The 23,776-nt window shown below is 61.7% G+C and carries 19 protein-coding genes and 1 tRNA gene; 9 read left to right on the forward strand and 11 right to left on the reverse strand.

What is annotated here, in order from left to right; genetic code table 11:
- Positions 1-5: 5 nt before the first annotated feature.
- On the forward strand, positions 6-767 hold the full coding sequence (locus tag KTJ78_RS05025) for a class E sortase (protein ID WP_217133201.1): 762 nt from the start codon (positions 6-8) through the stop codon (positions 765-767).
- Positions 767-970, forward strand: a complete 204-nt coding sequence (locus tag KTJ78_RS05030) for a hypothetical protein (protein WP_217133203.1) — start codon at positions 767-769, stop codon at positions 968-970. Before KTJ78_RS05025 ends, KTJ78_RS05030 begins: the two co-directional genes overlap by 1 nt.
- 113 nt (positions 971-1,083) lie before the next feature.
- On the opposite strand, the gene pknB is transcribed toward KTJ78_RS05030, so the two are convergent.
- The 7 genes from pknB to KTJ78_RS05065 all read right to left on the reverse strand — a co-directional run bounded on the left by pknB (position 1,084) and on the right by KTJ78_RS05065 (position 10,151).
- Positions 1,084-2,772 (reverse strand): Stk1 family PASTA domain-containing Ser/Thr kinase, encoded by a 1,689-nt coding sequence (pknB, locus tag KTJ78_RS05035; protein ID WP_369807983.1) that lies wholly within the window; start codon positions 2,770-2,772, stop codon positions 1,084-1,086.
- A gap of 107 nt (positions 2,773-2,879) precedes the next feature.
- Complete coding sequence (locus KTJ78_RS05040) at positions 2,880-4,664, reverse strand: serine/threonine-protein kinase (protein ID WP_217133205.1); 1,785 nt, start codon at positions 4,662-4,664, stop codon at positions 2,880-2,882.
- Complete coding sequence (locus KTJ78_RS05045; protein ID WP_217133206.1) at positions 4,661-6,142, reverse strand: peptidoglycan D,D-transpeptidase FtsI family protein; 1,482 nt, start codon at positions 6,140-6,142, stop codon at positions 4,661-4,663. Before KTJ78_RS05045 ends, KTJ78_RS05040 begins: the two co-directional genes overlap by 4 nt.
- Complete coding sequence (locus tag KTJ78_RS05050) at positions 6,139-7,545, reverse strand: FtsW/RodA/SpoVE family cell cycle protein (RefSeq protein ID WP_217133207.1); 1,407 nt, start codon at positions 7,543-7,545, stop codon at positions 6,139-6,141. The genes KTJ78_RS05045 and KTJ78_RS05050 overlap by 4 nt, the downstream gene beginning before the upstream one ends.
- Positions 7,529-8,812, reverse strand: coding sequence for a PP2C family protein-serine/threonine phosphatase (locus KTJ78_RS05055; protein WP_369807984.1), 1,284 nt, complete (start codon positions 8,810-8,812; stop codon positions 7,529-7,531). The genes KTJ78_RS05050 and KTJ78_RS05055 overlap by 17 nt, the downstream gene beginning before the upstream one ends.
- Before the next feature lie 2 nt (positions 8,813-8,814).
- Positions 8,815-9,390 carry an FHA domain-containing protein FhaB/FipA gene (locus tag KTJ78_RS05060; RefSeq protein ID WP_217133208.1) on the reverse strand — a complete coding sequence of 192 codons (576 nt, stop codon included), beginning with the start codon at positions 9,388-9,390 and terminating at the stop codon, positions 8,815-8,817.
- A 5-nt stretch (positions 9,391-9,395) separates the two neighbouring features.
- On the reverse strand, positions 9,396-10,151 hold the full coding sequence (locus KTJ78_RS05065) for an FHA domain-containing protein (protein WP_217133209.1): 756 nt from the start codon (positions 10,149-10,151) through the stop codon (positions 9,396-9,398).
- 199 nt (positions 10,152-10,350) lie between these two features.
- Between KTJ78_RS05065 and KTJ78_RS05070 the strand changes: the two genes are divergently transcribed.
- Positions 10,351-10,434: transfer RNA gene (locus KTJ78_RS05070), tRNA-Leu, on the forward strand.
- 348 nt (positions 10,435-10,782) lie between these two features.
- On the opposite strand, the gene KTJ78_RS05075 is transcribed toward KTJ78_RS05070, so the two are convergent.
- On the reverse strand, positions 10,783-11,217 hold the full coding sequence (locus tag KTJ78_RS05075) for a hypothetical protein (protein WP_217133210.1): 435 nt from the start codon (positions 11,215-11,217) through the stop codon (positions 10,783-10,785).
- A 417-nt stretch (positions 11,218-11,634) separates the two neighbouring features.
- On the opposite strand from KTJ78_RS05075, the gene KTJ78_RS05080 reads away from it, so the two are divergent.
- The 6 genes from KTJ78_RS05080 (at position 11,635) to KTJ78_RS05105 (ending at position 18,923) form a co-directional block, all read left to right on the forward strand.
- Positions 11,635-12,939 (forward strand): hypothetical protein, encoded by a 1,305-nt coding sequence (locus KTJ78_RS05080; RefSeq protein WP_217133211.1) that lies wholly within the window; start codon positions 11,635-11,637, stop codon positions 12,937-12,939.
- Between the two features lie 204 nt (positions 12,940-13,143).
- On the forward strand, positions 13,144-14,190 hold the full coding sequence (locus KTJ78_RS05085; RefSeq protein WP_217133213.1) for a S66 family peptidase: 1,047 nt from the start codon (positions 13,144-13,146) through the stop codon (positions 14,188-14,190).
- A gap of 212 nt (positions 14,191-14,402) precedes the next feature.
- Entirely contained in the window at positions 14,403-15,140 is a 738-nt protein-coding gene (locus KTJ78_RS05090; RefSeq protein ID WP_369807985.1) for a DUF981 domain-containing protein, read from the forward strand.
- A 76-nt stretch (positions 15,141-15,216) separates the two neighbouring features.
- Positions 15,217-16,398: an acyl-CoA dehydrogenase gene (locus KTJ78_RS05095; protein ID WP_217133215.1), complete on the forward strand. Its 1,182-nt coding sequence runs from the start codon at positions 15,217-15,219 to the stop codon at positions 16,396-16,398.
- Between the two features lie 503 nt (positions 16,399-16,901).
- Entirely contained in the window at positions 16,902-17,870 is a 969-nt protein-coding gene (locus tag KTJ78_RS13875; protein ID WP_369807987.1) for an alcohol dehydrogenase catalytic domain-containing protein, read from the forward strand.
- 303 nt (positions 17,871-18,173) lie between these two features.
- The gene (locus tag KTJ78_RS05105; RefSeq protein ID WP_217133219.1) at positions 18,174-18,923 is read left to right on the forward strand and encodes a SpaA isopeptide-forming pilin-related protein; all 750 of its coding nucleotides are present in this window, start codon (positions 18,174-18,176) and stop codon (positions 18,921-18,923) included.
- Between the two features lie 302 nt (positions 18,924-19,225).
- Here KTJ78_RS05105 and KTJ78_RS05110 read toward each other — a convergent pair whose 3' ends face one another.
- From KTJ78_RS05110 to KTJ78_RS05120, 3 genes are all read right to left on the reverse strand, one after another.
- Positions 19,226-21,052: an ABC transporter ATP-binding protein gene (locus KTJ78_RS05110; RefSeq protein WP_217133220.1), complete on the reverse strand. Its 1,827-nt coding sequence runs from the start codon at positions 21,050-21,052 to the stop codon at positions 19,226-19,228.
- Positions 21,049-22,839: an ABC transporter ATP-binding protein gene (locus tag KTJ78_RS05115; protein WP_217133221.1), complete on the reverse strand. Its 1,791-nt coding sequence runs from the start codon at positions 22,837-22,839 to the stop codon at positions 21,049-21,051. Before KTJ78_RS05115 ends, KTJ78_RS05110 begins: the two co-directional genes overlap by 4 nt.
- Positions 22,840-23,279: 440 nt before the next feature.
- A partial coding sequence (locus KTJ78_RS05120) for a MucBP domain-containing protein (protein ID WP_217133222.1) occupies positions 23,280-23,776 on the reverse strand: 497 nt, incomplete at its 5' end.

Genomic DNA, 23,776 nt, shown 5'->3' on the forward strand with positions numbered 1-23,776 from the left:
AAGCCATGGCACGAAACGACACACCGAGGCGCAAACGTAAGCGTTTGAGGGTCAGCACGGTTATTGGTGAGACCTTCATTGTGCTCGGTCTTGCCATGCTCGGGTATATCGTCTGGCAGCCCTGGTACACAACCGTTGTGGTGCAGGGTGAACAGCGTGAGCTCGCATCGGGTCTCGTCTCGCAGTGGGAGAAGCCAGAGTCTGAACCCGAGCCCGGCGTCGTGCCCATCGTCGCAAAGCCAACCGAAGGCGACTACTTCGCGGTCGTCTACATTCCGGCGTTCGCAACCGACTTCAAGAACACCCTCAGCGAGGGAACCGATGCTCACCAGGTGTTGAACCTCGACGAGAAGGGTATCGGGCGCTACTCGAAGTCGAGTGAGCTCGGCGAGCTCGGCAATACAGCGTTCGCAGCGCACCGCTCGGGTGCCTACACGGCCCCGTTCCGTGAGGTCGACGCCCTGCGCGTTGGCGACCCAATCTTTATTCAAACGCCAGAGGGCTGGTACACCTATCGCTACCGGTCTTCAGAGTATGTCTGGCCGAACGAGACCGACGTCCTAGCGCCGTTCCCGCGTATCGAGGGCAGAGTTGCCGAGCAGCGCATTCTCACGATGACGTCGTGCCACCCAAAGAACCTTGGCATCTCAGAGCGCGTGATTACCTATTCGGTGTTTGAGTCGTTCAGTCCAACCTCAGAGGGCATTCCGAAAGAGCTTCTCGCTCTGAACCCCGCGCTGGCCGAGACCGGAGAGGCTGCTCAGTAATGTTTTCAATCGTATGGCGATTTTTTCCCGGACCTGCATGGTTTCGCGTGATCGTGCTCTTTGCACTCCTGGCCGCGCTCGTCTACGCGCTCATGATGTTCATTTATCCGTGGGTCAACACGGTGATTCCTGAGCCAGAATCGACCCTTGATGATGCCTCAGCGCTACAGCGTGTGAATCCTTTAGCCGGCCTTAGGCTCTAGCGCTCGCGGAGTCTTCTTGACGCTGTGCTCGTACGGCCTCAATGGAAAGACCTCTCGGGCGAACCTGTTTGACGGGGTCACCCGAGGGCTAAGAAAAGCCGGCCGGTTGTTGCTTAACCGCTGCAGTAGAAGAGGGTCACTGTCGAGCGCTGCTCAACCTGGCCCACGACCGACTGATTGATGACCGGAAGGTCGTTGATCTGGCCGCATGAGCTGTCGCCCTCTTGCTCGATGTTCACACCCGTTGGGTCGAGCATCTCTTGCGCGGTAGGCATCGACATACCCTTCACATCAGGGACCGTGACTTTGCCATTTGAAACGGTGAGGTCTACTGCGCTTCCGGTGAGCACGAGCTCGCCCTCGGCGGGGCTTGAACTGATGACGGAGCCGCCCGGGATGCTTGGGTCGTCGAGCTCGTTCGTGAGGCCGACCGTGAGGCCGAGGTCGTTGAGCTTTTCGGTTGCGTCTTCGATCGACTTGCCCGAGAGATCAGGAAGCGTGGCCATGAAAGGACCTGATGAGACGTACACCTTGACGGTGGTGCCCACCTCGACGACCTCGCCGGCCGCCGGGTACGTCTTGAAGACTGATTCGGCAGCGATATCGTCGTTGGGTTCGCTCACGGGAACGGCCACGAGGTCGAGGTCTTCGAGCGTTTGCATTGCGACCTTCTCGGTGGTGCCCTCGAGGTCGGGTATCTCGCGAGCCGAGTTAATCAACGTGTTCGGCGGTACAAGCTGTGTCAGCCAGAAGATGACGGCCACAACGACGGCGACGACGGTGAGAATCGCTGCCCAGGTCCACATGACCGGTGGCCGCGGCTGGCTCTTGGGCGAGCTCGATGATTCGGTGAGTTGGCGCAGTGCGAGCTCAGACTCTGAGATCTCGTCGCCGCTAGAAAAAAGAATCGGTCCGGAGTCGGTTGTGAGCGCGAGCTCGGGCATCTTGCCATCTGCCGCGAGCCGCAGCGCCTCGCGAAACTCGGCGGCATTTTGAAAGCGTTTTGCGCGATCTTTCGCAAGGGCGTGCATGACGACCCGGTCGAACTCAGGGGTGATCGCGGGGTTGCGTGTGCTGGGAAGCTCGGGGCGCTCACTGACGTGTTGGTACGCGACCGCAACGGCTGAGTCACCCCGAAAAGGCACGTCGCCGACGAGCAACTCGTACAGCACGACACCGGCTGAGTACAGGTCGGTACGTGCGTCGACCGATTCACCCTTCGCCTGCTCCGGCGAGAAGTATGCCGCCGTGCCAAGAATGGCGGTTGTCTGTTGCAGCGTCGACGAGGTCTCAGAGACTGCCCTGGCAATACCAAAGTCCATGACTTTGACGTGGCCGGTATCGGTCACCATGATGTTTGCGAGCTTGATGTCACGGTGAACGATGCCTGCTCGGTGCGAGTACTCGAGCGCGGTGAGTACCGCGTCGAGAACACGAGTGATCTCAGAGGTCGAGAGTGGCTTTTCCTGGACGATCTCGCGAAGGTTCTTCCCCTTCACATACTCCATGACGATGAACGGCAGACGCTGTACTTCGGTGCCAAGGTTGATGAGCTCGTCGCCGGCGTCGAAGACACGCACGATTGAGGGGTGCGCCATGCGCGAGGCGGCCCGGGCTTCCTGTCGAAAGCGGTCGCGAAACTCGCTGTCCTGAGCGAGCTGCGCCTTCATGATCTTGATGGCGACGGGGCGTCCAAGTTTGGTATCAACGCCGCGGTACACCGTCGACATGCCACCCTGGCCGATGAACTCGCCAACCTCGTATCGTCCCGCGAGTAAACGCCGGCCAGATGCCTCAGTCACGGCGATCTCCTCTCGTTTCGATACATCTGATAATTCTAGCGACAGCAAGCTCTAGAGTCGGTGTGGTTACCCCGATACTTGGCCCGTGTTGCCGAGTTGTTATCGGGTTACTCGGTATCGTCTTCGGTATCGGTGTTCTCTTCAGGCTTTTCTGGCTTTGGCGGATCAACCGGGTCGGGTTTCGGAGCTTCCTTGATAACAACGCTGGTCACCGGTGACGTGACGATGCGGGGGTCGACACCCTCGCGCTTACAGGTCACGGTATAGCTGAGACTGAGGGTGCCAGCTTTATCGGCACGAACCTGCGCTGATCCGCCGTCGACGGCTCCGAGGAGCATTGCCATGCCGTTGTTTGGCTCAAGATTGAGCTGGAAGTTCTCGGCGAGACCTGAGGGGCACGAGCCTGCACTGATGCCTTGCACGGTGAAGGTGTCACCCACGGTGACCTCAGAGGGAGCCGAAGGGCCGTTGCTCGGCGCGGTCGCGTCGCCGTAAGCGACGTTGTAGGTGAGCGTGATCGTTTGCGTGAGCTTGACCTTCTCGCCGGTCGGAGTCACGTTCGTCACCTGACCGACCACGGCGTCGGGGCTTGGGCCACCGGGCTGCTTGTGGATGCGCGTAAAACCGAGGCTCTCGAGGTAGGCGTAAGCCTCGTCGATGTTCGTGCCCTCGATTTCACTGGCCGAGATCGTTGCGCTCGCCTCTTCTTCGGGCTCTTCCTTTTCTTCCTCTTTGGGCTTCTCTTCTTTAGGTTTCTCTTCCTTTTCAACGCTCGGCTGATTGGAAGACCAAATGGCGTATGCAGTGCCACCACCGACGATGAGCAGAATCACCACGATGATAATGACGGGCCACTTCCACGGGCTCTTTTTCTTTTCTTCGAGTTCTTCCTCGGGAACGTCTTCGGCAGCTTCGCCTTCGGGCATGACCTGGGTTGGGTCGAGCACGGTGGTTTGGCCGAGAACCTGCGTCGTTGGATCCATCGCCGTCGTCGCGGGAAGGAGCGTCGTTGAAGCGTCTTCGGTCGGCTTGATACCGAGAACAGCGGGAACGTAGCCCGCGGCAGCCTGGATGTCGCCCTTGTGCAGCGCGGCGGCCGCGAGAGCGAGCTTTCCGGCTGTCTCAGGGCGCAGGTCAGGATCTTTCTCGAGGCACGAGAACACAAGATTGCGTACGGGCTCGGCGATTTCTTCTGAGAGCGCGGGTGGCTTGTCATTGATCTGTGCCATCGCGATCGCGACCTGCGAGTCGCCGGTGAAGGGGCGCTTGCCGTTCAGGCACTCGTAGGCGACGATACCGAGCGAGTACACGTCGGTTTTCGCGGTTGCGTTGTGACCGCTTGCCTGCTCGGGAGCGAGATACTGTACCGTTCCCATGACCTGACCGGTCGCGGTCAGTGGCACCTGGTCGGCGATGCGAGCGATACCAAAGTCGGTGATCTTGACTCGCCCGTCTGGGGTGATGAGCAGGTTGCCGGGTTTGATGTCGCGGTGCACGAGGCCAGCATCGTGCGCGGCCTGCAGTGCCATCGCGGTTTGGGCAACGATGCCGAGAACGCGGTTGGGGGGTAACTTGCCCTCGCGTTCGATAATGGTCGAGAGCGGCTCGCCGGGAACGAGTTCCATGACGATGTAAGCCGAGCCCTGCTCCTCGCCATAGTCATACACGTTGGCAATGCCCTCGTGATTGACGAGCGCGGCGTGCCTTGCCTCAGCGCGAAAACGCTCGAGGAAGCCAGGGTCGCCCATATATTCGTCTTTAAGAATTTTAATCGCGACCGTGCGCCCGATGACGCTATCAGTCGCCTTCCAAACCTCGCCCATGCCGCCAATTGCGACCCGTGAGCTCAGCTCGTAGCGACCACCGAATGTGACTCCTGCAGTTGGTCTCATTGGCTTAACACCGCTTCCATGACTTGTTTTCCGATATTCGTGGGAATCTCGTACGAGGTTCCCTGAAAATTGTGGGCTTCTCCGCCGCCGTTCGCGATGACAACAGCCACGGCTACTTCGGGGTTTTCAGACGGAGCGAAGCCGGTAAACCACAGCGTATAGGGCCGGTCATTCCCCGCTGCGTCCTCTCCGTTCTGGGCGGTTCCGGTTTTTCCCGCGACCGTGGTTCCCTCGATACGGGCCTTGTACGCTGCGCCGTCGCTTTCGTTGACACCCGCGACCATCATCGCGGTGAGTTGCGATGCCGTCTTCGCTGAGATGGGGTTTGCAAACTCGGCCTCGGTGAAGGACTTTTCGACCGAGAAGTTCGGCGCGAGCACCTGGTTGACGAGCTGCGGCTGCATGACCACGCCGCCGTTTGCGATGCCCGCCGAGACCATAGCCATCTGCAGCGGGGTCGCACGCACATCGAGCTGGCCGATCGAGCTGATCGCGGCGTCTGCGTCGCTCTGAGGAACCGGAGACTGGCTTGGGGTGACCGTGAGCGGAATCGACAGTTCCTGGCCGAAGCCGAAGGCCGCGGCCATCTTGGGAATCTCGTCTCGATCCATCTTGCCCGCGAGCTCGCCCATGGGTACGTTGCACGAGAACTTCACAGCATCGGCGAGCGTGACCTTGTCGCCGCTGCCGCATAGCCCGAGGCCGTAGTTGTGCATCTCTTTATTTGAGCCTGGTAGCTTGAACGACTTGGTGTTCTTGAACTCGGTCGAGGGCTCTGCCGCCCCAGATTCGAGGGCCGCGGCCGTCGTGAGGAGCTTGTATGTTGAGCCCGGGTGAAAGAGGTCACCGGCAATCGCGCGGTTCATAAGCGGTTTGCTCGGGTCATCTTGCAGGGCCTTGTAATTGTCGATGATCTCGAGGTCGTTGTTTGACGACATAAGGTTCGGGTCAAACGAGGGCGTCGAAACCATCGCAAGAATCTTGCCGTTGGTCGGGTTGAGTGCCACGACTGATCCCTCGTAGCCCTGGAGCGCATCCCAAGCAGCCTGCTGCGCGGCCGGGTTGATCGTGAGCTCGACGGCACTCCCTTGCGGCTTTTCGCCGGTGATGATCCGCATGACGCGGGTAAAGAACTGGGTGTTTCCAAGGCCAGAGAGCTCGCTGTTCATAGCGGACTCGATGCCGGTAATGCCCTGGTAATGCGAGAAGTATCCGGTGATGGGCGCATAGAGGGGCCCATTCTCGTACACACGCTGAAATTGGTACGCGTCAGAGGTCGGGATCGACGAGGCGATCGACGAGCCATCGACGAGGATCTCACCGCGTTCGACCGAGAACGCGTTGTAGGTCGTTCGCTTGTTGAGCGGGTTCGCCCGGAGCTCTTCGGCCTGAACGACCTGAATGATCGTGATGGCTCCGAAGAGCACGATGAACATTGCGAAGATTGATCGCGTGATGAACTTCAGTTGTTTATTCATGCGCGAATCACCAGCTTCGGTCGGTTTCGTACAGCGTTCGAGAGGCGCAAAAGAAGGGCCACGATGATCCAGTTCGAGACGAGCGACGAACCACCGGCCGCGAGGAACGGTGCCGTGAGGCCCGTGAGCGGAATCACGCGGGTGATGCCGCCGAGCACGATGAACACCTGAAAGGCGATTGAGAACGCGAGACCCATCGCGAGCAGCTTGCCAAAATCGTCCTGCCCAGCGAAGCTCACGCGCAGGCCACGGCCCACGAAGATGAGGTACACGAGCAGAATCATGAACAGACCGACGAGGCCGAGCTCTTCACCGAGGCTCGCAAAGATGTAGTCACTCTGCGCATACGGCGTGATTTCAGGGAAACCGCCGCCCAGACCCGTGCCGAGCATGCCTCCGTTTGCAAGCCCGAAGAGCCCCTGGATCATCTGATATCCGCTATTTTGCGGATCGGCCCAGGGGTTAAACCAGTTTTGAAACCTCGTGCTGACGTGGCTGAACACCTGGCTGGCGATGATGCCGCCGATAAGGAAGAGGCTAATGCCGAGCACGAGCCAGCCCTTGCGCGCGGTGGCGACGTAGAGGGTCGAGAGGAACAGCCCGAAGTAGAGCAGCGAGGTACCGAGATCGCGCTGGAAGATGAGCACGATTATCGAGGTGAACCAGATGACGAGCAGCGGCCCGAGGTCGCGGCCACGCGGGAAGACGATGCCCAGGACTTTTTTGCCGGCCATCGCGAGTGCGTCACGGTTCGAGATGAGGTACCCGGCGAAGAAGATTGCGAGCAGAATCTTCGCGATCTCGCCCGGCTGGAACGACATCGAATCGCCGATCCTGATCCACACCTTCGCACCGTTAATTTCTGAACCGATGCCGGGAACCATGGGCAAAATGAGCAGTACGAGTGCGCCGAGGCCCGAAAGGTACGTGAAGCGGTAGAGCGTGAGGTGGTTGCGAACGATGATGAGCACGACGGCGGCGATGGTGATCGCGACGGCGAGCCAGATGAGCTGGCGTACCGAGTCGGCACTCCACCCTGACTTATCGTTTGCGAGGTCGAGACGATAAATCTCAATCACGCCGATGCTACTGAGAAAGGCCGCGATAGGAACGAACAGCGGGTCGGCATCTGAGGCAACGAGCCGCACAACGATGTGCAGGCCAAAGAGCGCTGCGACGTAGATGAGGCCGGGAACGAGCATGGTGGTCGACAGTTCGCCGCGCACGGTGAGGTCGACGATGATGATGCCGGCGACGCCGATCGCTACGGCGAAGAGCAGCAGCATGAGCTCCATGGCACGCAACTTACCGGGCGCGCGCAGGGCCACGATGCGGTCGAGCACCGTGTCACTCGTGATCGCTTCCTGGAAGGTGGGCGATGCGGGCTTATTCTCTTGGCTCATCGCTCAAATCACCCCCTTCGCCGTCGCTCAAGCGAACGACGATGTTGCGTGCTTCTTCAAGCGAACCGGCGGTGATGGTGCGCTCGACCTGCGAGCGTTCGTAGCCGGTGAGCTCTTCGAGTGGAATCTGCGTGTCTTCGGCCTCAGAGTTGAGGCTCAGCGACCCGATTTGTGGGCGAACGCCCTGGTAAATGATGACGGTTTCGCCGTCGGTGCCGACGAAGTACTGCGTCTGGGTCCACTGGTAGCCAACGAACACGAGGCCGGCGAGCGAACCGATCGACAGTACGAGCGTCGCGAGCATGAGCAGCCTGCGCTTGCGCGTTTGGCGTTTGGTCTCGGCAATGAGCTCGGCAAGGTATTCGTCGACGCGTGGTTCGAAGTGCGATTCTTCGACCGGCTGCAGCTTGCGGGCTCGGCGAGACTGGCCTGAGAACTTCGAGAAGCGTCGAATCGGGCTCGTGTCGACCGATACGCCGTCGCCGCCCTCTTTCGCGGCGGATCCAGCAAAGCGTGGCCCGGGGTCTTCAGCCGGGGCAGGGTCGACGGTTTCGACGAGCACGACCGTCACGTTGTCGGGTGCGCCGTTGCCGAGCGTCACGTCGACGAGTTGCGCGACGGCTTCGTCGAGCGAGGAACGCTGGGAGAGAATCTGCGCGATGATGTCGTCTTCGACGTAGCCGCAGAGGCCGTCAGAGCACAAAAGCCAGACGTCGCCGGGCCTCGTGTTGAGCACCGCGGTGTCTATTTCGGGTGCTGAGTCGACGTCGCCGAGCACGCGCATGAGCACCGAGCGCCTGGGGTGCGTGGCTGCCTCTTCTTCGGTGATGCGACCGCTGTCAACGAGGCGCTGCACGAAGGTGTGGTCTTTCGACTGCTGCGTGAGTACGCCGTCGCGGTAGAGATAAAGGCGGCTGTCGCCGATGTGGGCAGTCGCGAGCTGGTCGCCGACCGTCAGAAAGCCGCAGAAGGTGGTGCCCATGCCCGCGAGTTCGGTGCGGGTTGTGACCGTGCGTGAGAGCATGCGGTTGGCCTCGAGCAGTCGCTGTTCGAGGGCTTTCGCGGCTTCTTCGGGGTCGTCAAAAAATTCGGTGTCGATCGAGGCGACGTCACGAGTGGTGAGCGCAGAGGCAACGTCGCCGCCAGCGTGGCCGCCCATACCGTCGGCGACCATGAACAACCGAGAACCGGCGAATCCCGAGTCCTGGTTGTTGCTACGAATCATGCCAACGTGAGAGGCGATCGCGCTCTCGAACCCAATTGTCACGGTTAGGGCCTCAGCTCAAAGGTTGTCGTGCCGATCGTGACCGGGGTGAAGGTGGGCAGCGGCATGGGCTGCGTGATGCGCTTGCCGCTCACCTTCGTGCCATTCGTCGAGTCGAGGTCGGTGATGCTCCACTGGTCGCCCGAACGCTGCAGTTTCGCGTGGTACGTCGAGGTGTACTCATCAACGATGACGAGGGTTGAGTCTGGTGAACGGCCAATGGTGACGTGGCCATCATCGAGTGGAATCGAGGTGCCCTCGGCAACGCCGGTTAAGATGACAAGCTGTTTCGCCGGGCCGCCGCTGCCACTCATTGGCGACGAGCCGGCCGATGGCAGGGCACCGCCAGAGGGGGTAACCACGGGGGCCGTTCCCTGGTGCATCGGTGCGCCGGCAGGCTGCGGTGCCGGGGGCGACGAGACGGGGCTGCCGCCTGAAGCGACCGGGGTGTCTGACTTCTTGAGCCGACGCACCGGTGCGCCGAAGAGGTCGCTTCTGAGAGCAAAAATAACCGAGAAGACAAAAAGCCACAGAATCAGCAAGAAACCGAGGCGCAGAACCATGAGCGTTAGCTCACTCATCTCACTCATAGGTCCCTCCAAAAGGTGTCGGCGTCGCTCACCGGGAGCTGTACGGTCTGGTTCGTATTGCTTCCAGCCTTACGGTGAAACTGTTGTTGACGTTGGGGCAGTAAGACAAACTTCATGTGCGTTTGCCCGACCGTGATGACCGTTTCGGGGGTAAGTTTTGCTTCTGCGAACCGTTGGCCGTTGACCTTCGACCCGTTCGTTGAGCCGAGATCGCGTGCGATGGCTTCGCTGCCATTCCAGTCGATCTCGAGGTGCTTGCGTGACGCGCCGTTGTCGCTGATGCGCACGTCAACGTCGCTGCCGCGGCCGATGACGTTGGTGCCCTGCTTGAGCTCGTGATTCTTGCCGTCGATGTTGAGCGCCGCGCCCCAGCTGATGTGGCCCTCGACGCTCTCTGGTTCGATCTCGAGCACGCCCGTGCGCAGGCGCTCATCGGGCGTGATCTGCACGTCGATTTGGCCGAGCGTGGTGTAGCCCTGCTTGCTCGCGTACTTCACGGCAACCTGACGCAGCTCGCGTTCGAGCGTCTCGCCAAGGCTTTGCAGCTTCTGATAGTCGCCCTGCGACACCTTCACGACAAAGCGGTTCGGCGTGATCACACGGTCGCGGTCAACGATGACCGCCCCGATATCAAGCTGGCGTTTAATCGCGGCAGAGATCTCGACGGGCTGAACACCCGAGCGAAACGTGCGCGCAAAGGCTCCGTTCACGGCACGCTCGAGACCACGCTCGATTCCATCAAAGATTCCCACGTGGCCTCCCTTCATTCATGACACTCGTCTTCTCAAAGTACCGTCTATACCTGAAATGCTACCTGCGAACTGCTCAATTCAGCGCTTTTTCTCGCACTTCACCCGCCCAATAGAGGTTTTTTCTCACACGATTTTGCTCGTACTCGTCGCTTGCTGGTAGGCTGATCGGGTTGATTGTAAAGATGCGATCACAAATCACGCGCGAGTGGCGGAATTGGTAGACGCGCTGGCTTCAGGTGCCAGTGCCCGCAAGGGCGTGGGGGTTCAAGTCCCCCTTCGCGCACGTATATACGTATATAGACAGATGACCCCTGACCTGAGAATGTTTCTCGAGTCAGGGGTCATCTGTATCTGAGGCGCTCGAACACTGATCAGTTCTGACGCTCGTGGGTGCCGAACCCTCTCTGAGCTGTATCGAGTCGTCGAGGGCGACGGCGTTGTGCGGGAGCAGCGGCACCGCGAATAAGCAGAGCGTGGTGACCACAAGAATCGCTATCAGGGTCGCCGTCATTGCGGCAACGGTCTCCTGGGCGAGGGGGCCAATGAACACGGTGGTGACGAGAACGGAGCCGAGGCCGTTGGCGACCGGCTGAATGGCGCTGAGCGCTACGGTGACGCTGGCAACGATGCGTTAGTGCTCAACGACACGGGCCCGCGAATGCGGATCTCGTGCGTTGACCGCTACGAGCACCGTTGAAACACCGGTGATGAGCGGGACGGCGGTGAAAAGGATCACCATGAGCACATCAGGGTACGGGTGTGGCTTGGGGAAGAGGAATACGGCGATGGCGGTCAGGAGTATGAACCAGACCACCCAGCTCCACACGATGGCGTATTTGCGCCGGGTGCTTCGCTGAGGGTCGCGCACGTACAGTACAGAACTGATCGCGGCACAGAACGTGGCTGAGGTCAGCAGGGCTGGGCCGATCAGATACCAGGTCACCACCAGGACGAAATATGCGAGCCATCCGGCTCCCTCGGAGTCGATGGTTACAGCAAACGGTGAGAGATAGGCCAGGACAGTGAGCACGCCGAATGCCACGGCGATCCATCGTGTAGCTTTCATCGTGCGGTCACCTCATTGCCACACGAGCTTGAGGGTCTCGCGGAGCTTCCCGAGGGGCTGTGCTGCCTCGTGTGGCGCGGCTGCGGTGGCCTGCCAGGCATCGGGCTCCACGCCTGCGCCGATCTGTTGTTCCTTGAACCTGTCATCATGGTAAGCGTACTGCTCGCATTTCCGAGCGGCTACCGCGTTGCCGCTATCGTGATTTCGTGTTGCCGCTCAGGCTGCACTGTGTTTCGTATCTTGCCTGTTCTTTAACGCCCCCTTCGCTGGAACGTCCCTCCGGGGGTCACTTTTCGCGCTCGAAAGGTCAAAAAGTGTCGAAAATTTCGCGAAAATCGACACTTTTTGACCTTTCGGTGACGGGGGAGGGCGGGAGAAAGCCGGTAGGCGAGTGGACGCCTCCAGTACAGTCAACATATGGGTGCACGCAAGCAGAAGCCGCAGCGATACCAAGAGCCGCGTGAGAGCGCCGAGGCCAGGGGACGCGCGAACGCGATCGTGTGGCGCGCGTGGCCGTTCATGGCCTGGGGGCTGCCCGTCGCGCTGTTCCTCGTGGGTTTGTTGCTCGGTACGGGCGGCTGGGAAATGGTCATCGTGATGCTCCTTTCGCCGGTTTTGCTGCCCGCTTTGGCGTTCACAGCCCTCCTGCCGCGCATCATCATGAAGCGCTCGGCCGGGCTGCGCTCATCGAAGACGCTCATCAGCGTGCTGCTCATCGTGCAGTGGTGGGGCACCGTGCTCTTCGCGCTGAGCGTGCGCGGCGTCGGTGACTCGGGTAGTACGGCATCGGTGCTCGGCTCAGTGTTCTTCAGTATTCGGGAGCCGCTCGAGCAATTGCTCATGGGGATCGGCGTCGTCCTCGTGTTGGTGCCGTACCTGACGGTGCTCGTGCTCGCGGCAAACCTGCCGAAGCCACGCGATGGCGAACCGGTCATCGAGCCAAGCCCGGTTGTGAGATCGCAGGGTCGATGGTCCATCGTGGGGGCAGCCGTGCTCGTTCCGGCGGTGCTTGTCGGCGTGGCGGTAGCGGGCGTCGGGGTGGGCGATGCGACGCACGATCGTGTCGCCGCCGAGCAGGAGCACCTGTGGAACGACATGCAAGAGCAACTCAGCTTCATGCGCGACGTCATTACCGCCGACCCCTGGTATGTCTCGGGCGGCGGCGCCTTAGACGAGGGCAAGGACGCCTACCGCATGAATATCGGGTGGATCCTCGAGCTTGATCTCGCTCCCGAAGAGGTCGCCGAGCGCGCGGTGAACGCGGCCGGCAGTTCTGGCTGGCAGCTTGAACGGCAGCCTGTGACCGAAATCGAGGCTATTGATGCGGCCAACGCCGGCAGCGTTCCCGGCAGTCTGCAGCAATTTCTCGCGACGACCGACGACGGGTGCGAGATCATCGTCACGATCGATCAAGCTGTGAACGGTGAACAATCTGAGGAGGGCTCGGAGGCCCCGTCGGCAGAGCAGCCAAGCGATGCAACGACCGAGGCGAACGAAGCAAGCGAGTCGAACACCGCAGCGACCCGCATCGAGCTCTCGATGACGAGCCCGCCGAAGCCGGTCGCGCGAGACCTGTGGATCGACTGGCGTGAGCGCGTTCCGAGCGAAGAGCAATCGGTCAATCTCGATCACCGCTCCGAGCAGCGTCATGGCCCAGCCCGGGCCTTCGACCCTGACGAGTGGCCGAGCCTCGCGAAGGTCAGTACGACCACGCTCTTCTAGCGCCGGCCGCCAGCTCGCGGGGTAGGTGTGTGCCTCGCAAGCATCGAAGACACCTTCGAAATTACACCGGTGTAATTTGTCCACAGCATCGATTGTGGATAAGTTGATAACTTTCGCCCGTGCCAGCCGACGATCCGCACAAGGGGCCTGATCGTGCGTGCGATGGTTGACCGCACGCGAGCGGCTTCGGTACGGTTTTGTTGCATGAATAACCGAGTGCACCCGCCCAAACTTCAGCCCGGCGACAAGGTCGCGGTGCTCTCGCCCGCGTTCGCGGCACCGGCCATCGGCCCCGCGGTGCACGAGCAGGCGATGCGCCGGCTCGCCGAGCTCACGGGGCTCATTCCCATCGAATACCCGACCACGCGCAAGCTCGGCGCCACCGCCGAAGAGCGGGCCGCCGACGTCAACGCTGCGTTCGCCGACCCAGAGATTCGCGCGATTCTCGCGACGGTGGGCGGGAGCGACCAGATCACGGTCATCAGGCACCTTGATCCCGAACTCGCACGCGCCGACCCGAAGCCCTTTCTCGGCTACAGCGACAACACGAACCTGCTCAATTGGCTGTGGTCGCACGGCGTCGCAGGATTTTACGGCGGATCGACGCAGGTGCATCTCGGCGCGGGCCCCGCGGTCGACCCCGAGCATCTCGCGGCGCTCACCGCCGCCCTCTTCACGGGGGAGCGACTCGAGCTGACCGAACCCGGTGAGTCAGAAGACTACGGCCTGGAGTGGGCTGACGTGCTCGCAACGAGCGAGGGAGGCCTGCGTGAGGCAACTGAGCCGTGGGTGTGGGCTGGCCCCGAGAAAGTGGTCACGGGGCCCACGTGGGGCGGCTGCCTTGAGGTGATCGATCAGCTCGCAATCGCTGATCGTTTGCCGAGCGCCGAGGCCCTTCAGGGAACGATCTTGCTGCTTGAGACGAGCGAAGAGCTGCCCGAGGCTGAGCAGGTGCGCTACTGGGTGCGCGCGCTTGGTGAGCGGGGGTTGCTCGGCACGGTTGCCGGGGTCGCTGTGGCCAGGACCCCGGGCAGTGCGCTAGACCGGCCCCTGCCAGACGCGGCGGCGCGAGCGAAGCGTCGGGCCGATCAGCGTGACGTGATGCTTGAAGAGATTGGCGCCTATAATCCCGACGCTGTGGTGTGCATTGGCCCGCCGTTTGGCCACACGAAACCACAGTGGATCGTGCCGTACGGCGGCGAGATGACGCTCGATGGCGTGGCCCAGCGCGTGTTCGCCGACTATGCCTAACGGGTGGGGCGGCCGAGGCACTTGAGCCCGCGCAGAGCCAGCTGAAGAGTGTCGCCCGAACACCGCTCGGTCATCGCCCAAGAACCGCCCGGAGCGCGCACGAGCGACACCAAAACCCTGTTGAGCCGGGCCCGAAAACACTAGGCTAAAAGTGTCAAAAAGGTGTGACGTACGATGCGTTACATCGTCTCAAGAAGCGGGGGATACGCACGGTGTTTGAAGACTTTATTCGCGGCGAAGAGGGCGGTCTTTCGATCGACTGGACTCAGATGCCCACGTACAACACGATCATGGCGATTGCCGCTGGTGCGGGCCTCATCTTTATGGTCATGCTCGGCCGCGCGCTCGTTCGTGACGAGCGGTTTAAGCCGGAGGGCTGGGCGCTCGGCGCGGGCGTGCTCGGCTTTATTCTCACGACGACCGGTTTGCACATGACGCTGACCTGGCCGTTTGCGCTCTACTTCCCGTTCGACAACATTGTGTTTGGCGAGCCGAGCCTCGCGTTCGGCGTGCTGCTGCTCGGCGCCGCACTTTACCTCTGGAAGCGTGGCGACCAGATCACCGAGGCGAAGGATCGCGCTGCAGAGGCGGCGAGCGTAGCGAAGCCGCTCGGCATCTTTGTCGTGGGCATGGGCCTCGCGCTCTTTGGCATCGCGGCCGCCGGCATGATTTACCAGCTGTTCGCAGCCCCGGCGCAGGAGCCCATCTCGGGCTTCTTCGCCGACTACCCGATGCTGGAGGCGACCTTCATGTCGGCGCTCTTCGTACTCGTCGGGCTTGGCGCCGTGCTCTTCCCGCTCAGCCTGCGCACGCTCTCGTCGACGGGTGAGCAGTCGAAGGTCACGCGCACGGTGGGCGTTGTGTGGCTCGTTTCGGGCATCATTTTCCTGCTCTTTGGCGCTCTGAACTTCTACACGCACATCGGTCTCATCATCAATACGATGGGCTAGTGTTGACATCGGTAAATGGCTCAGCGCAAGATCGAAGCGGCATTTCTGCCCAGACTGACGGTTAAGGAAGACATATATGGCTAGCAAGGTCCCTTTCTCATGGAGCGATCCACTGCACCTCGACGAGCAGCTCACTGAAGACGAGCGTATGATCCGCGATGCTGCGCATCAGTACGCCCAAGAGAAGCTTGCGCCGCGGGTGACTGAGGCCTTTCGCAACGAGTACACTGACCCGAGCATCTTCAAGGAGATGGGTGAGATGGGGCTGCTCGGCGTCACGATTCCCGAGGAATACGGTGGCAGCGGCCTCAACTACGTGAGCTACGGCCTTGTCGCGCGCGAGGTTGAACGCGTCGACTCGGGCTTTCGGTCGATGATGAGCGTGCAGAGCTCGCTCGTGATGGTGCCCATCAATGAGTTCGGCACTGAGGCGACCAAGCAGAAGTACCTTCCGGGGCTTGCGAGTGGCGAGCTCATCGGCTGCTTCGGCCTGACCGAGCCCGACCACGGTTCAGACCCGGGGTCGATGGCGAGCCGCGCGAAGAAGGTCGACGGTGGGTACGAGCTCACCGGAGCGAAAATGTGGATCACCAACAGCCCCTTCGCCGATGTTTTTGTCGTGTGGGCGAAAGATGAAGAGGGCGATATTCGCGGCTTCGTGCTCGAGAAGGGCTGGGAGGGCCTCAGCGCTCCCGCGATCAAGGGCAAGGTTGGCCTGCGCGCCTCGGTGACGGGTGAGATTGTGATGGATCGCGTCTTCTGCCCCGACGAGAACGTCTTTCCTGACGTGCGCGGCCTGCGTGGCCCCTTCACCTGCCTGAACTCAGCACGCTACGGCATCAGCTGGGGTGCGCTCGGTGCCGCAGAAGACTGCTGGCACACGGCGCGTCAGTACACGCTCGATCGTCACCAGTTCGGTCGGCCTCTCGCGGCGAACCAGCTCATTCAGAAGAAGCTCGCCGACATGCAGACCGAGATCACCCTTGGTCTGCAGGGCAGCCTGCGCCTCGGCCGTATGAAAGACGAGGGCACCGCCGCGGTCGAGATCACCTCGATCATGAAGCGCAACAACGCGGGCAAGGCACTCGACGTCGCCCGCCAGGCGCGCGACATGCTCGGCGGCAACGGCATCAGCGATGAGTACGGTATCGCGCGCCACCTCGTGAACCTCGAGGTCGTCAACACCTACGAGGGCACCCACGATGTGCACGCGCTCATTCTGGGCCGCGCGCAGACGGGCATCGCCGCCTTCTCGTAGGCCGCTTTTTGGGCCACGGCCCTGCCACAAGCACCCGCCTTTGCCGCTTACGCGGTGGGGCGGGTGCTTGTGTTATGGGGCGAATGGGTGTGGCTGGGTGCTGTGAACAACAGTGTGGATGCCCTGTGTATGGACTTTTCTGGCTCTTCACGAAAATAGCCTCTGATCAGCTTCGAAGAGAGTTTCGAGAATTACACAGGTGTAATTTATCCACATGCACACCTGTGGATAAGTTGATAACTTCTCCCGGGTGGCCGACAGCGCTGAGTAGGCCCCCAGCTGCCGCGATACGGTTGAAGAGTAAGCAAGATATCCGGCGAAGCCCAGCGCTCGCGGAATCGACACAGCTGCCGTTTCGCCGGTTCTCACCAGTCAGACTGAGAAGGAGCCATGCCATGAAGGCGGTTATGTACTACGGCAAAGACGATGTTCGTGTCGAAGATATTGCTGAGCCGGGCGCCCCGGCAGCGGGTGAGGTGAAAGTCAAGGTTGCCTAGGCCGGTATTTGCGGCAGCGACCTGCACCTTTACAGCGCTGGCCCCTCGTACCCGACGACGCCAACGGCCGACAAAGCTCACCCGCGCACGGGCGAGAAACTACCCATCGTGCTGGGCCACGAGTTCTCGGGTACCATCGCCGAGGTTGGCGAGGGCGTGACCGGCTTGTCGGTTGGCGACGCCGTCGCGATCAAAGCGGTGGATCCCTGCGGCAAGTGCCCCGCCTGCAACGTCGGCCTCACGAACATTTGCCGCAATGCCCGCGGCTTTGGTCTGTCGGGCGGCGGCGGTGGCCTGAGCGAGTACGTCAACGTTCCCGAGGGCAACGCCTTTCAGGTCGGCGATCTGCCGCTTGATCAGGCGGCAATGATCGAGCCGCTCGCGGTCTCGACGAGGGGCGTTCGCAAGTCGGGCGCGAAGGCTGGCGACATCGTGCTCGTCGGCGGGGCAGGACCGATCGGCGTGCTCACGGCGGCCGTCTTGAAGGCCAAGGGAGCCCGCGTGATCATCAGCGAGCCCAACGAGGCCCGCCGCAACGCCGCGATGGAAAATGCTGTGGCACATCGCGGGGTCGATCCGCTGAATGATGACCTGAATGCGATCATCGCTGAGGAGACCGACGGTAACGGCGTCGACGTTGCGATCGACTGTGCCGGCGTGGTTCCCGTGACGCACGACCTCATCAAGACGATTCGCCCCGGCGGTCACCTGCAGATCATCGCGATTCCGAGTAAGCCGCTCGACCTCAACGTGCAGGCCGAGATGCACCTCACCGAGATCTCGTACTCGGGCATGTTCGGCTACGTCGATGAGGATTACCACGATGCGATCGCCATGGCGCGCAGCGAAGACCTCGACCTGGCACCCTTCATCTCGAAGAAGATTCGCCCTGAAGAGATTGTCGAAGAGGGCCTCGCTGTGCTCATGGATCGCGAGAACACGGCGGTCAAGATTCTCGTCGACCCGACTGCGTAACCTCCGGGGCCGGTGAAGGCCCTTCACAAACGGCGTTTTTCGCCCGAGCGCTCCGAACGAGCATCTGGGCGGAGGGCGCCGTTTGTGTGTTTTTGTCCGGGGTATTCGTGACCGGCCCTCGAGGGCGAAGAATGGTGTCTGAGAACATTCTTCAAAAAAGTTTTTCGAACCGCGTCACATTCTCATTCCTTCTCGCTCTGTATCTATGTAAGGCAAGAAAACGCCTTGTGTACAGATGTGAAGGGGGACACGGTGTCTACTACACGGCGACAGAAAACCAAGCTGTCACGAAGGGCAGCAGTAGTGGGGGCACAGCTTGAAGTGCCTGTGCCGACTGCCGAGCCCGATGACCGCTCCTTCAGCGCTGAGGCACTTTTGCAGGTGACATACGACAAGCCTTCGGCGAGTTGCCCTGCTGAAATCGTTGGCCAGGGTGCCGATCGAAAGATTGTTGGGCGCTTTCCCGCATCGGCGTCGGGCTCTAACAATGGCGCTGATACATGCATGCTGAAAACCGATAATTACACCACACCCAACGGCTCAACAAGTAACCCTGCGGTTGCATTCGCGCTCGACAACGAGGCGCGGCAAACGACTGCGACCTCGGCCCTCACAGCCGTGCTTTCTCAAGCAAGTCTCAAGGTAGATAAGGTCAAGCATTCGCCCACCAAAGACCCTCACGTTGGAAGCGAAGTGACGTATCCTCGGGTATGGATTGGTGATGGCGAGCTCAAGACTGGCACGATGACGAATGGTTTGAAGGAGCGTTGCTACGTGCTTGTCGAGACGAAGGCTCCTGCCGGGTTCGTGTTGCCGGATGATGCGCCTACCGAGGTTGTTGTGAAGCCTGGTGCGGTGACTGAGTTTTCTGCGAAGGTGAAGAACGTGCAGCAGGAGGTGCCTGAGTTACCGATGACTGGTGGTGCTGGTCAGGTGTTGTTGGTTGTTGGTTGTTGGTGGTCTTGCGTTGGTGGCGGTTGCTGCTGGTTCGGTGATGATCACACGCCGCAAATAGGCAACGGCATAAAGACTTACCGTGTGAGAAGACCGTAATGGTGAATATCACATGACGCGCTCGCGTTGAGCGCAAACAGACTGATGGGGCGCAAGTTACTCCCCCCCCCGACTTGCGTCTCATCCTTAATGCTCGGCGGCTCGGCCCCCCTTTCCCCCCCCCAGGCTGAGCCGCCGATCATCCCAACCGCTGGCCTGTATGGCCCCTAGAGCGAAACCGGCCAGCTGTTCTTTGTACCTGCCGTAAAGCCCACCTGAGTAGCGCTTGGGCATCAGCAAACACGAAAATCTGGGGTGCCCAACGGAGTCGTTGAGCACCCCAGAGATTACAACCCAGCAGCCTAGCTCAGCGAGCTCACCCACGAGCGGTGCAGCGAGGCGAACTTGCCGTCGTGCTCGATGAGCTGCGCGGGCGTGCCATCTTCGATGACCCTGCCGTGCTCCATGACGAGCACCCGGTCAGCGATCGCGATCGTCGAGAGTCGGTGGGCAATGATGATCGCCGTGCGGTCGGCGAGCAGACGCTGCAGCGCATCTTGTACGAGCCGTTCGCTCGGTAGATCGAGCGATGCGGTAGCCTCGTCGAGAATGAGCACGGCGGGGTCGGCGAGAAACGCTCTGGCAAACGAGATGAGTTGGCGCTGGCCAGCCGATACCCTGCCACCGCGCTTATTCACGTCGGTGTCGTAGCCGTCGGGCAGCGACGAGATGAACTCGTCAGCGCCGACCGCGATGGCCGCCGCGCGAATCTCTTCGAGCGTTGCCTCGGGTTTACCGAGAGCAATGTTCTCGGCCACCGTGCCGCTAAAGAGGTAGGCCTCTTGCGTCACCATGACGATGGCCCGGCGCAGATCGACAGGATCGAGCTCGCGCAGGTCGCGGCCGTCGAGTGTGAGCGTGCCCTCGGTGGGGTCGTAGAACCGTGCAACGAGCTTTGCGAGCGTCGACTTACCGGCTCCGGTGGTGCCAATGAGTGCGACCGTTTGCCCGGCCGCAATCGTGAGGTTGCAGTCTGCGAGCACCGTCTTGCTGTCGCCCGCGCCACCGTAGCTGAAGTTGACGCCGTCGAATCGCAGCTCGCCGCTCGAGTGTTCGAGGGCGACGGGATTCTCGGGGTCGAGTACGGTCGGCTGCTCCTCGAGCACGCCCGAGACCTTCTCGAGGGCCGCGACGGCCGACTGATACGAGTTGAGAAACATCGCCACGTCTTCGAGCGGGCCGAAGAAGTTACGCACATACAGAACCGCCGCGAGCAAGACGCCAATCGCGAGGGCGCCGTCGGTGACGCGAAGCGCGCCCCACAACAGCACGATCGCGACGGTGATGTTGCCGAGCATGACGAGGGCCGGGTCGAGCACGCCGAACAGGTTGATGACCTTGAGGTTCGCCTCGCGGTAGTCGTTTGAGGCCTTCGCGAACACGCGGCTATTGTGCTTCTCGCGGCGAAACGCCTGCACGGCCCGAATGCCGGTCATGGTCTCGACGAACTGCACGATGAGCCTTGCGCTCACGACGCGGGTCGCACGAAAGCCCTTCTGTGACTCGACGACGAACCACCACATGATGAGTGCGAGCGGAACCCCCATGCCAACGAGCAGCAGCCCGCTACGCCAGTCGATCAAAAATAGTGCGATGAGCGTGAACGAGCCGAGCAGCACCGCGTCGATGAGCTCGCTGAGGCTGCCGTCGAGCAGCTCCTGAATCGACTCGAGGTCGCTCGTCTGGCGCGAGATAATGCGACCCGAGGTGTAGCCCTCGTGAAACTCAAGGCTCAGTCGCTGCGTGTGCCTGAAAATGCGCGTGCGCAGCTCCATCATCACGGCCTGGGTGAGCTGTGCAATGAGCACGACATACCAGCCAACGAGCGCGGCTCCGGCCCCGCCGACGGCAAGAAACGCCGCCGTGATGCCGATCGTGGGCCACCAGTCACCGCTCTCGATGGCGCGGGGAAGCGTCGTGTCGATACCAACGGCGATGAGGCTCGGCCCGACCGCGCGAAGCACGGCCGAGAGCACCACGACCACGACCGTGAGCGCGATGAGTTTCTTGAAGGGGCGAAGAATCGATCCGAGAAGGGTGAGCGACCTGCGGCGAATCGCCCGGCTCTCTTCGCGGGTGTAGCTTTCGCGGTCTTCGCCGCGGGTTCCCTGAACGCTTTCCAGGCTCATCGTGCCGCCTCCTCTCCGGTTTCGAGTGAAGATATGAGATATCGGTAGTGCGCGCTCGTGCGCAAGAGCTCGTGGTGGGTGCCCACCTCGGTGACGCGACCGTCTTGCATGACGGCGACACGATCGGCCATCGAGACCGTCGAGGGACGGTGCGCGACGATGAGCGCGGTCGTGCCCTGGAGTACCTGCCGGAGCGCGGCTTCGACGAGCGCCTCGGTGTCAACATCGAGGGCAGAAAGTGGATCGTCGAGCACGAGCACGTCGGGAGCCGCGGCGACGACCCTCGCGAGCGCGAGCCGCTGTCGCTGGCCGCCAGAGAGGCTCATGCCCTCTTCGCCCACCTCGGTGTCGAGCCCCTCAGGCAGCTCATACGCAAAGCCCGCCTGCGCGACATCGAGCGCCTCGCGCAAAACCGCGTCGGCTTCTGGGCTGTGCACATCGAGGTCGTGGCGACCGAGCACCACGTTTTCACGAACACTCGCCGAAAAGAGAATCGGCTCCTCGAAAGCCACGCCGATGCGCTTCCTGAGCTCCTCGAGCGTGAGGTCGCGCACGTCGATGCCGTCGAGCTCGACCGATCCGCCGGTGACGTCGTAGAGCCGCGTGGGCAGGGTCGTGAGCGTGGTCTTGCCGCTTCCGGTTGCTCCGACGAGGGCGAGGGTCTCGCCCGGCGTGAGCTCAAGCGTCAAGCCGTCAACAAGGTCACGCTCAGAGTCGGGCGCATCGCTGAAGCGAAAGTGCACGTCTCGAAAGGCGAGCGATCCGCGGCCCTCTTCGATGCTCTTCGGCTCGGCCGGGTCGGTAATCGTGATCTCGGCGTCGAACACCTCGAAGATACGGTCGGTCGCGGTGCGGGTATCGATCATGAAGGAGAAGAGGAAGCCGAGCGAGTTCATCGGCCAGCGCAGAGCTGCCGCCATCGCGAAGAATGCGAACAGCTCGCCCACCGTGAGCTCCTCGAGCCCGACGAGTACGACGCCCGTGAGCAGGCAGAGGCCGAGCGCGAGCACCGGCACCATGTCATACCAGAACCAGATGAGGCCCACCTCGCGGGCTTTGCGCATCTCGGTCGAACGTAGCGACTCCGCCTGCTTGCGGAACTGGCCGAGAGCGTGGCTGCCGCGACCGAACGCCTTGAGCACGCGAATGCCGTGCACGCTCTCTTCGACCGCGGTCGCGAGGTCGCCCGACTGGTCCTGGCTGAGGCGCGAGAGCGACCCGTACCGCTGCTCGAAGCGGTAGCCGACGATCCAGATGGGCAGCGAGGCGATGAAGAAGACGGTGCCGAGCGCCCAGTGCCAGCGAAAGAGTAGACCTGTACCGATGAGGATCGTGAGCACGTTGACCAACAGCATGATCGCACCGAACGTGAGCCAGCGGCGAATGAGCCCAATGTCTTGCATCATGCGGCTCAGCAACTGGCCCGACTGCCAGCGGTCGTGGAATGCGACCTGCAAGCTCTGCAGGCGGTCGTAGAAGGTTTGCCGAATCGTGAACTCGACCTCGGTCATGGGGCGCAGCACGAAGCGGCGCCTCAGAAAGATGAAGACGGCCTCGGCGATGCCGAGCGCGAGCACCGCTCCCGTCGACCAGACGATGAGCCGGCGATCGCCCGTGAGCAGCGGGCCGTCAACGACCCACTGCAGCACGATGGGAATGGCGAGGCTCGCGAGCGCGGCGAGCAGCGCCACGATGGTGCCGCCAATCGCCCTCGGCAGCGCCGGTTTCACGAACGGAAAGAGGCGTGCGAGCGAGCGTGGCAGCGAGAGTGAAGATGAAGAAGACATGTTTCCTAGAAGAACGCACGAGTGTGCAGGGCTGGGGATGAGAACGGAAGGGAGCGGCGATGGGCCGCGTCGACTACTTGCCGGCCAGCTGAGTGCCCGGAAAGGTCGGTGCCGTAAATGCGATGATGTTCGTCATAATGGCTCCTTTCCGAGTCGTAGGAATACAGTTCACAACACTATCGGGCGGCTGCGCTTTGGCGCAAGCCCTATTGTGCGGATCGGGTGCGTGCGTGCCCGCTCGCCGCGTTCTTGCCCGCGCCCCTCTCTTCGGCCTCGCGCCCCTTGGTACCCCATCGAGAGGTCAAAAAGTGTCGATATTTCCGATCAATTTCGACACTTTTTGACCTCTCGAGGAGAAAAGTGACCACACGTGGGGCGCTGAGCACGGGAAATGTGGCGCGGGATGTTGCGTTGAGCGCAGGAACGGGCCGCGGGGAGGTTTACCGTCTAGATCTGCGGCGCCTCGTGAGCGAGAGCATCAACGCCCCAGCGATGAGCGCACCCGCCGCGGTGATGAGCCAGGGCACAAAGGGTGCCGCGCCGGTCACGACGATCTCGCCTGGGCCGGGCTTAGGCGTGGGGCCTGGCTTGGGGTCAGGGTCAGGGTCGGGGCCGGGACCGGGACCGGGCCCTTGAGTCGCTTTGTACACGTAGGTGACCGTTTGTGGTTCGGTCGTGAATGTTCCTGTGGCTGGGCCGTCGACCTGTACGAAGGTGTAGCCGTCGAAGGTGCGTTGTTCGGTTTCGTAGGTGTCGCCGATGGTGCCGGTGAGGGTTTCGGGGTCGGTGAGTGGGGTTCCGTCGGTGTCGACGTACGCGACCGTGACGGTGCCTTTTTCGGCGGGTGTTGTGTTTTGGCGGTACACGTAGGTGACCGTTTGTGGTTCGGTCGTGAATGTTCCTGTGGCTGGGCCGTCGACCTGTACGAAGGTGTAGC

Source organism: Leucobacter chinensis (genome assembly GCF_019049105.1).
Taxonomy (GTDB): Bacteria; Actinomycetota; Actinomycetes; order Actinomycetales; family Microbacteriaceae; genus Leucobacter_A; species Leucobacter_A chinensis.

Excerpts from the sequence above, each read along its gene's own strand:
- KTJ78_RS05025 (WP_217133201.1), top strand. The coding sequence starts at position 6 with ATGGCACGAAACGACACACCGAGGCGCAAACGTAAGCGTTTGAGGGTC.
- KTJ78_RS05030 (WP_217133203.1), top strand. The coding sequence starts at position 767 with ATGTTTTCAATCGTATGGCGATTTTTTCCCGGACCTGCATGGTTTCGC.
- KTJ78_RS05040 (WP_217133205.1), bottom strand. The coding sequence starts at position 4,664 with ATGAGACCAACTGCAGGAGTCACATTCGGTGGTCGCTACGAGCTGAGC.
- KTJ78_RS05045 (WP_217133206.1), bottom strand. The coding sequence starts at position 6,142 with ATGAATAAACAACTGAAGTTCATCACGCGATCAATCTTCGCAATGTTC.
- KTJ78_RS05050 (WP_217133207.1), bottom strand. The coding sequence starts at position 7,545 with ATGAGCCAAGAGAATAAGCCCGCATCGCCCACCTTCCAGGAAGCGATC.
- KTJ78_RS05060 (WP_217133208.1), bottom strand. The coding sequence starts at position 9,390 with ATGAGTGAGCTAACGCTCATGGTTCTGCGCCTCGGTTTCTTGCTGATT.
- KTJ78_RS05075 (WP_217133210.1), bottom strand. The coding sequence starts at position 11,217 with ATGAAAGCTACACGATGGATCGCCGTGGCATTCGGCGTGCTCACTGTC.
- KTJ78_RS05080 (WP_217133211.1), top strand. The coding sequence starts at position 11,635 with ATGGGTGCACGCAAGCAGAAGCCGCAGCGATACCAAGAGCCGCGTGAG.
- KTJ78_RS05085 (WP_217133213.1), top strand. The coding sequence starts at position 13,144 with ATGAATAACCGAGTGCACCCGCCCAAACTTCAGCCCGGCGACAAGGTC.
- KTJ78_RS05095 (WP_217133215.1), top strand. The coding sequence starts at position 15,217 with ATGGCTAGCAAGGTCCCTTTCTCATGGAGCGATCCACTGCACCTCGAC.
- KTJ78_RS05110 (WP_217133220.1), bottom strand. The coding sequence starts at position 21,052 with ATGAGCCTGGAAAGCGTTCAGGGAACCCGCGGCGAAGACCGCGAAAGC.
- KTJ78_RS05115 (WP_217133221.1), bottom strand. The coding sequence starts at position 22,839 with ATGTCTTCTTCATCTTCACTCTCGCTGCCACGCTCGCTCGCACGCCTC.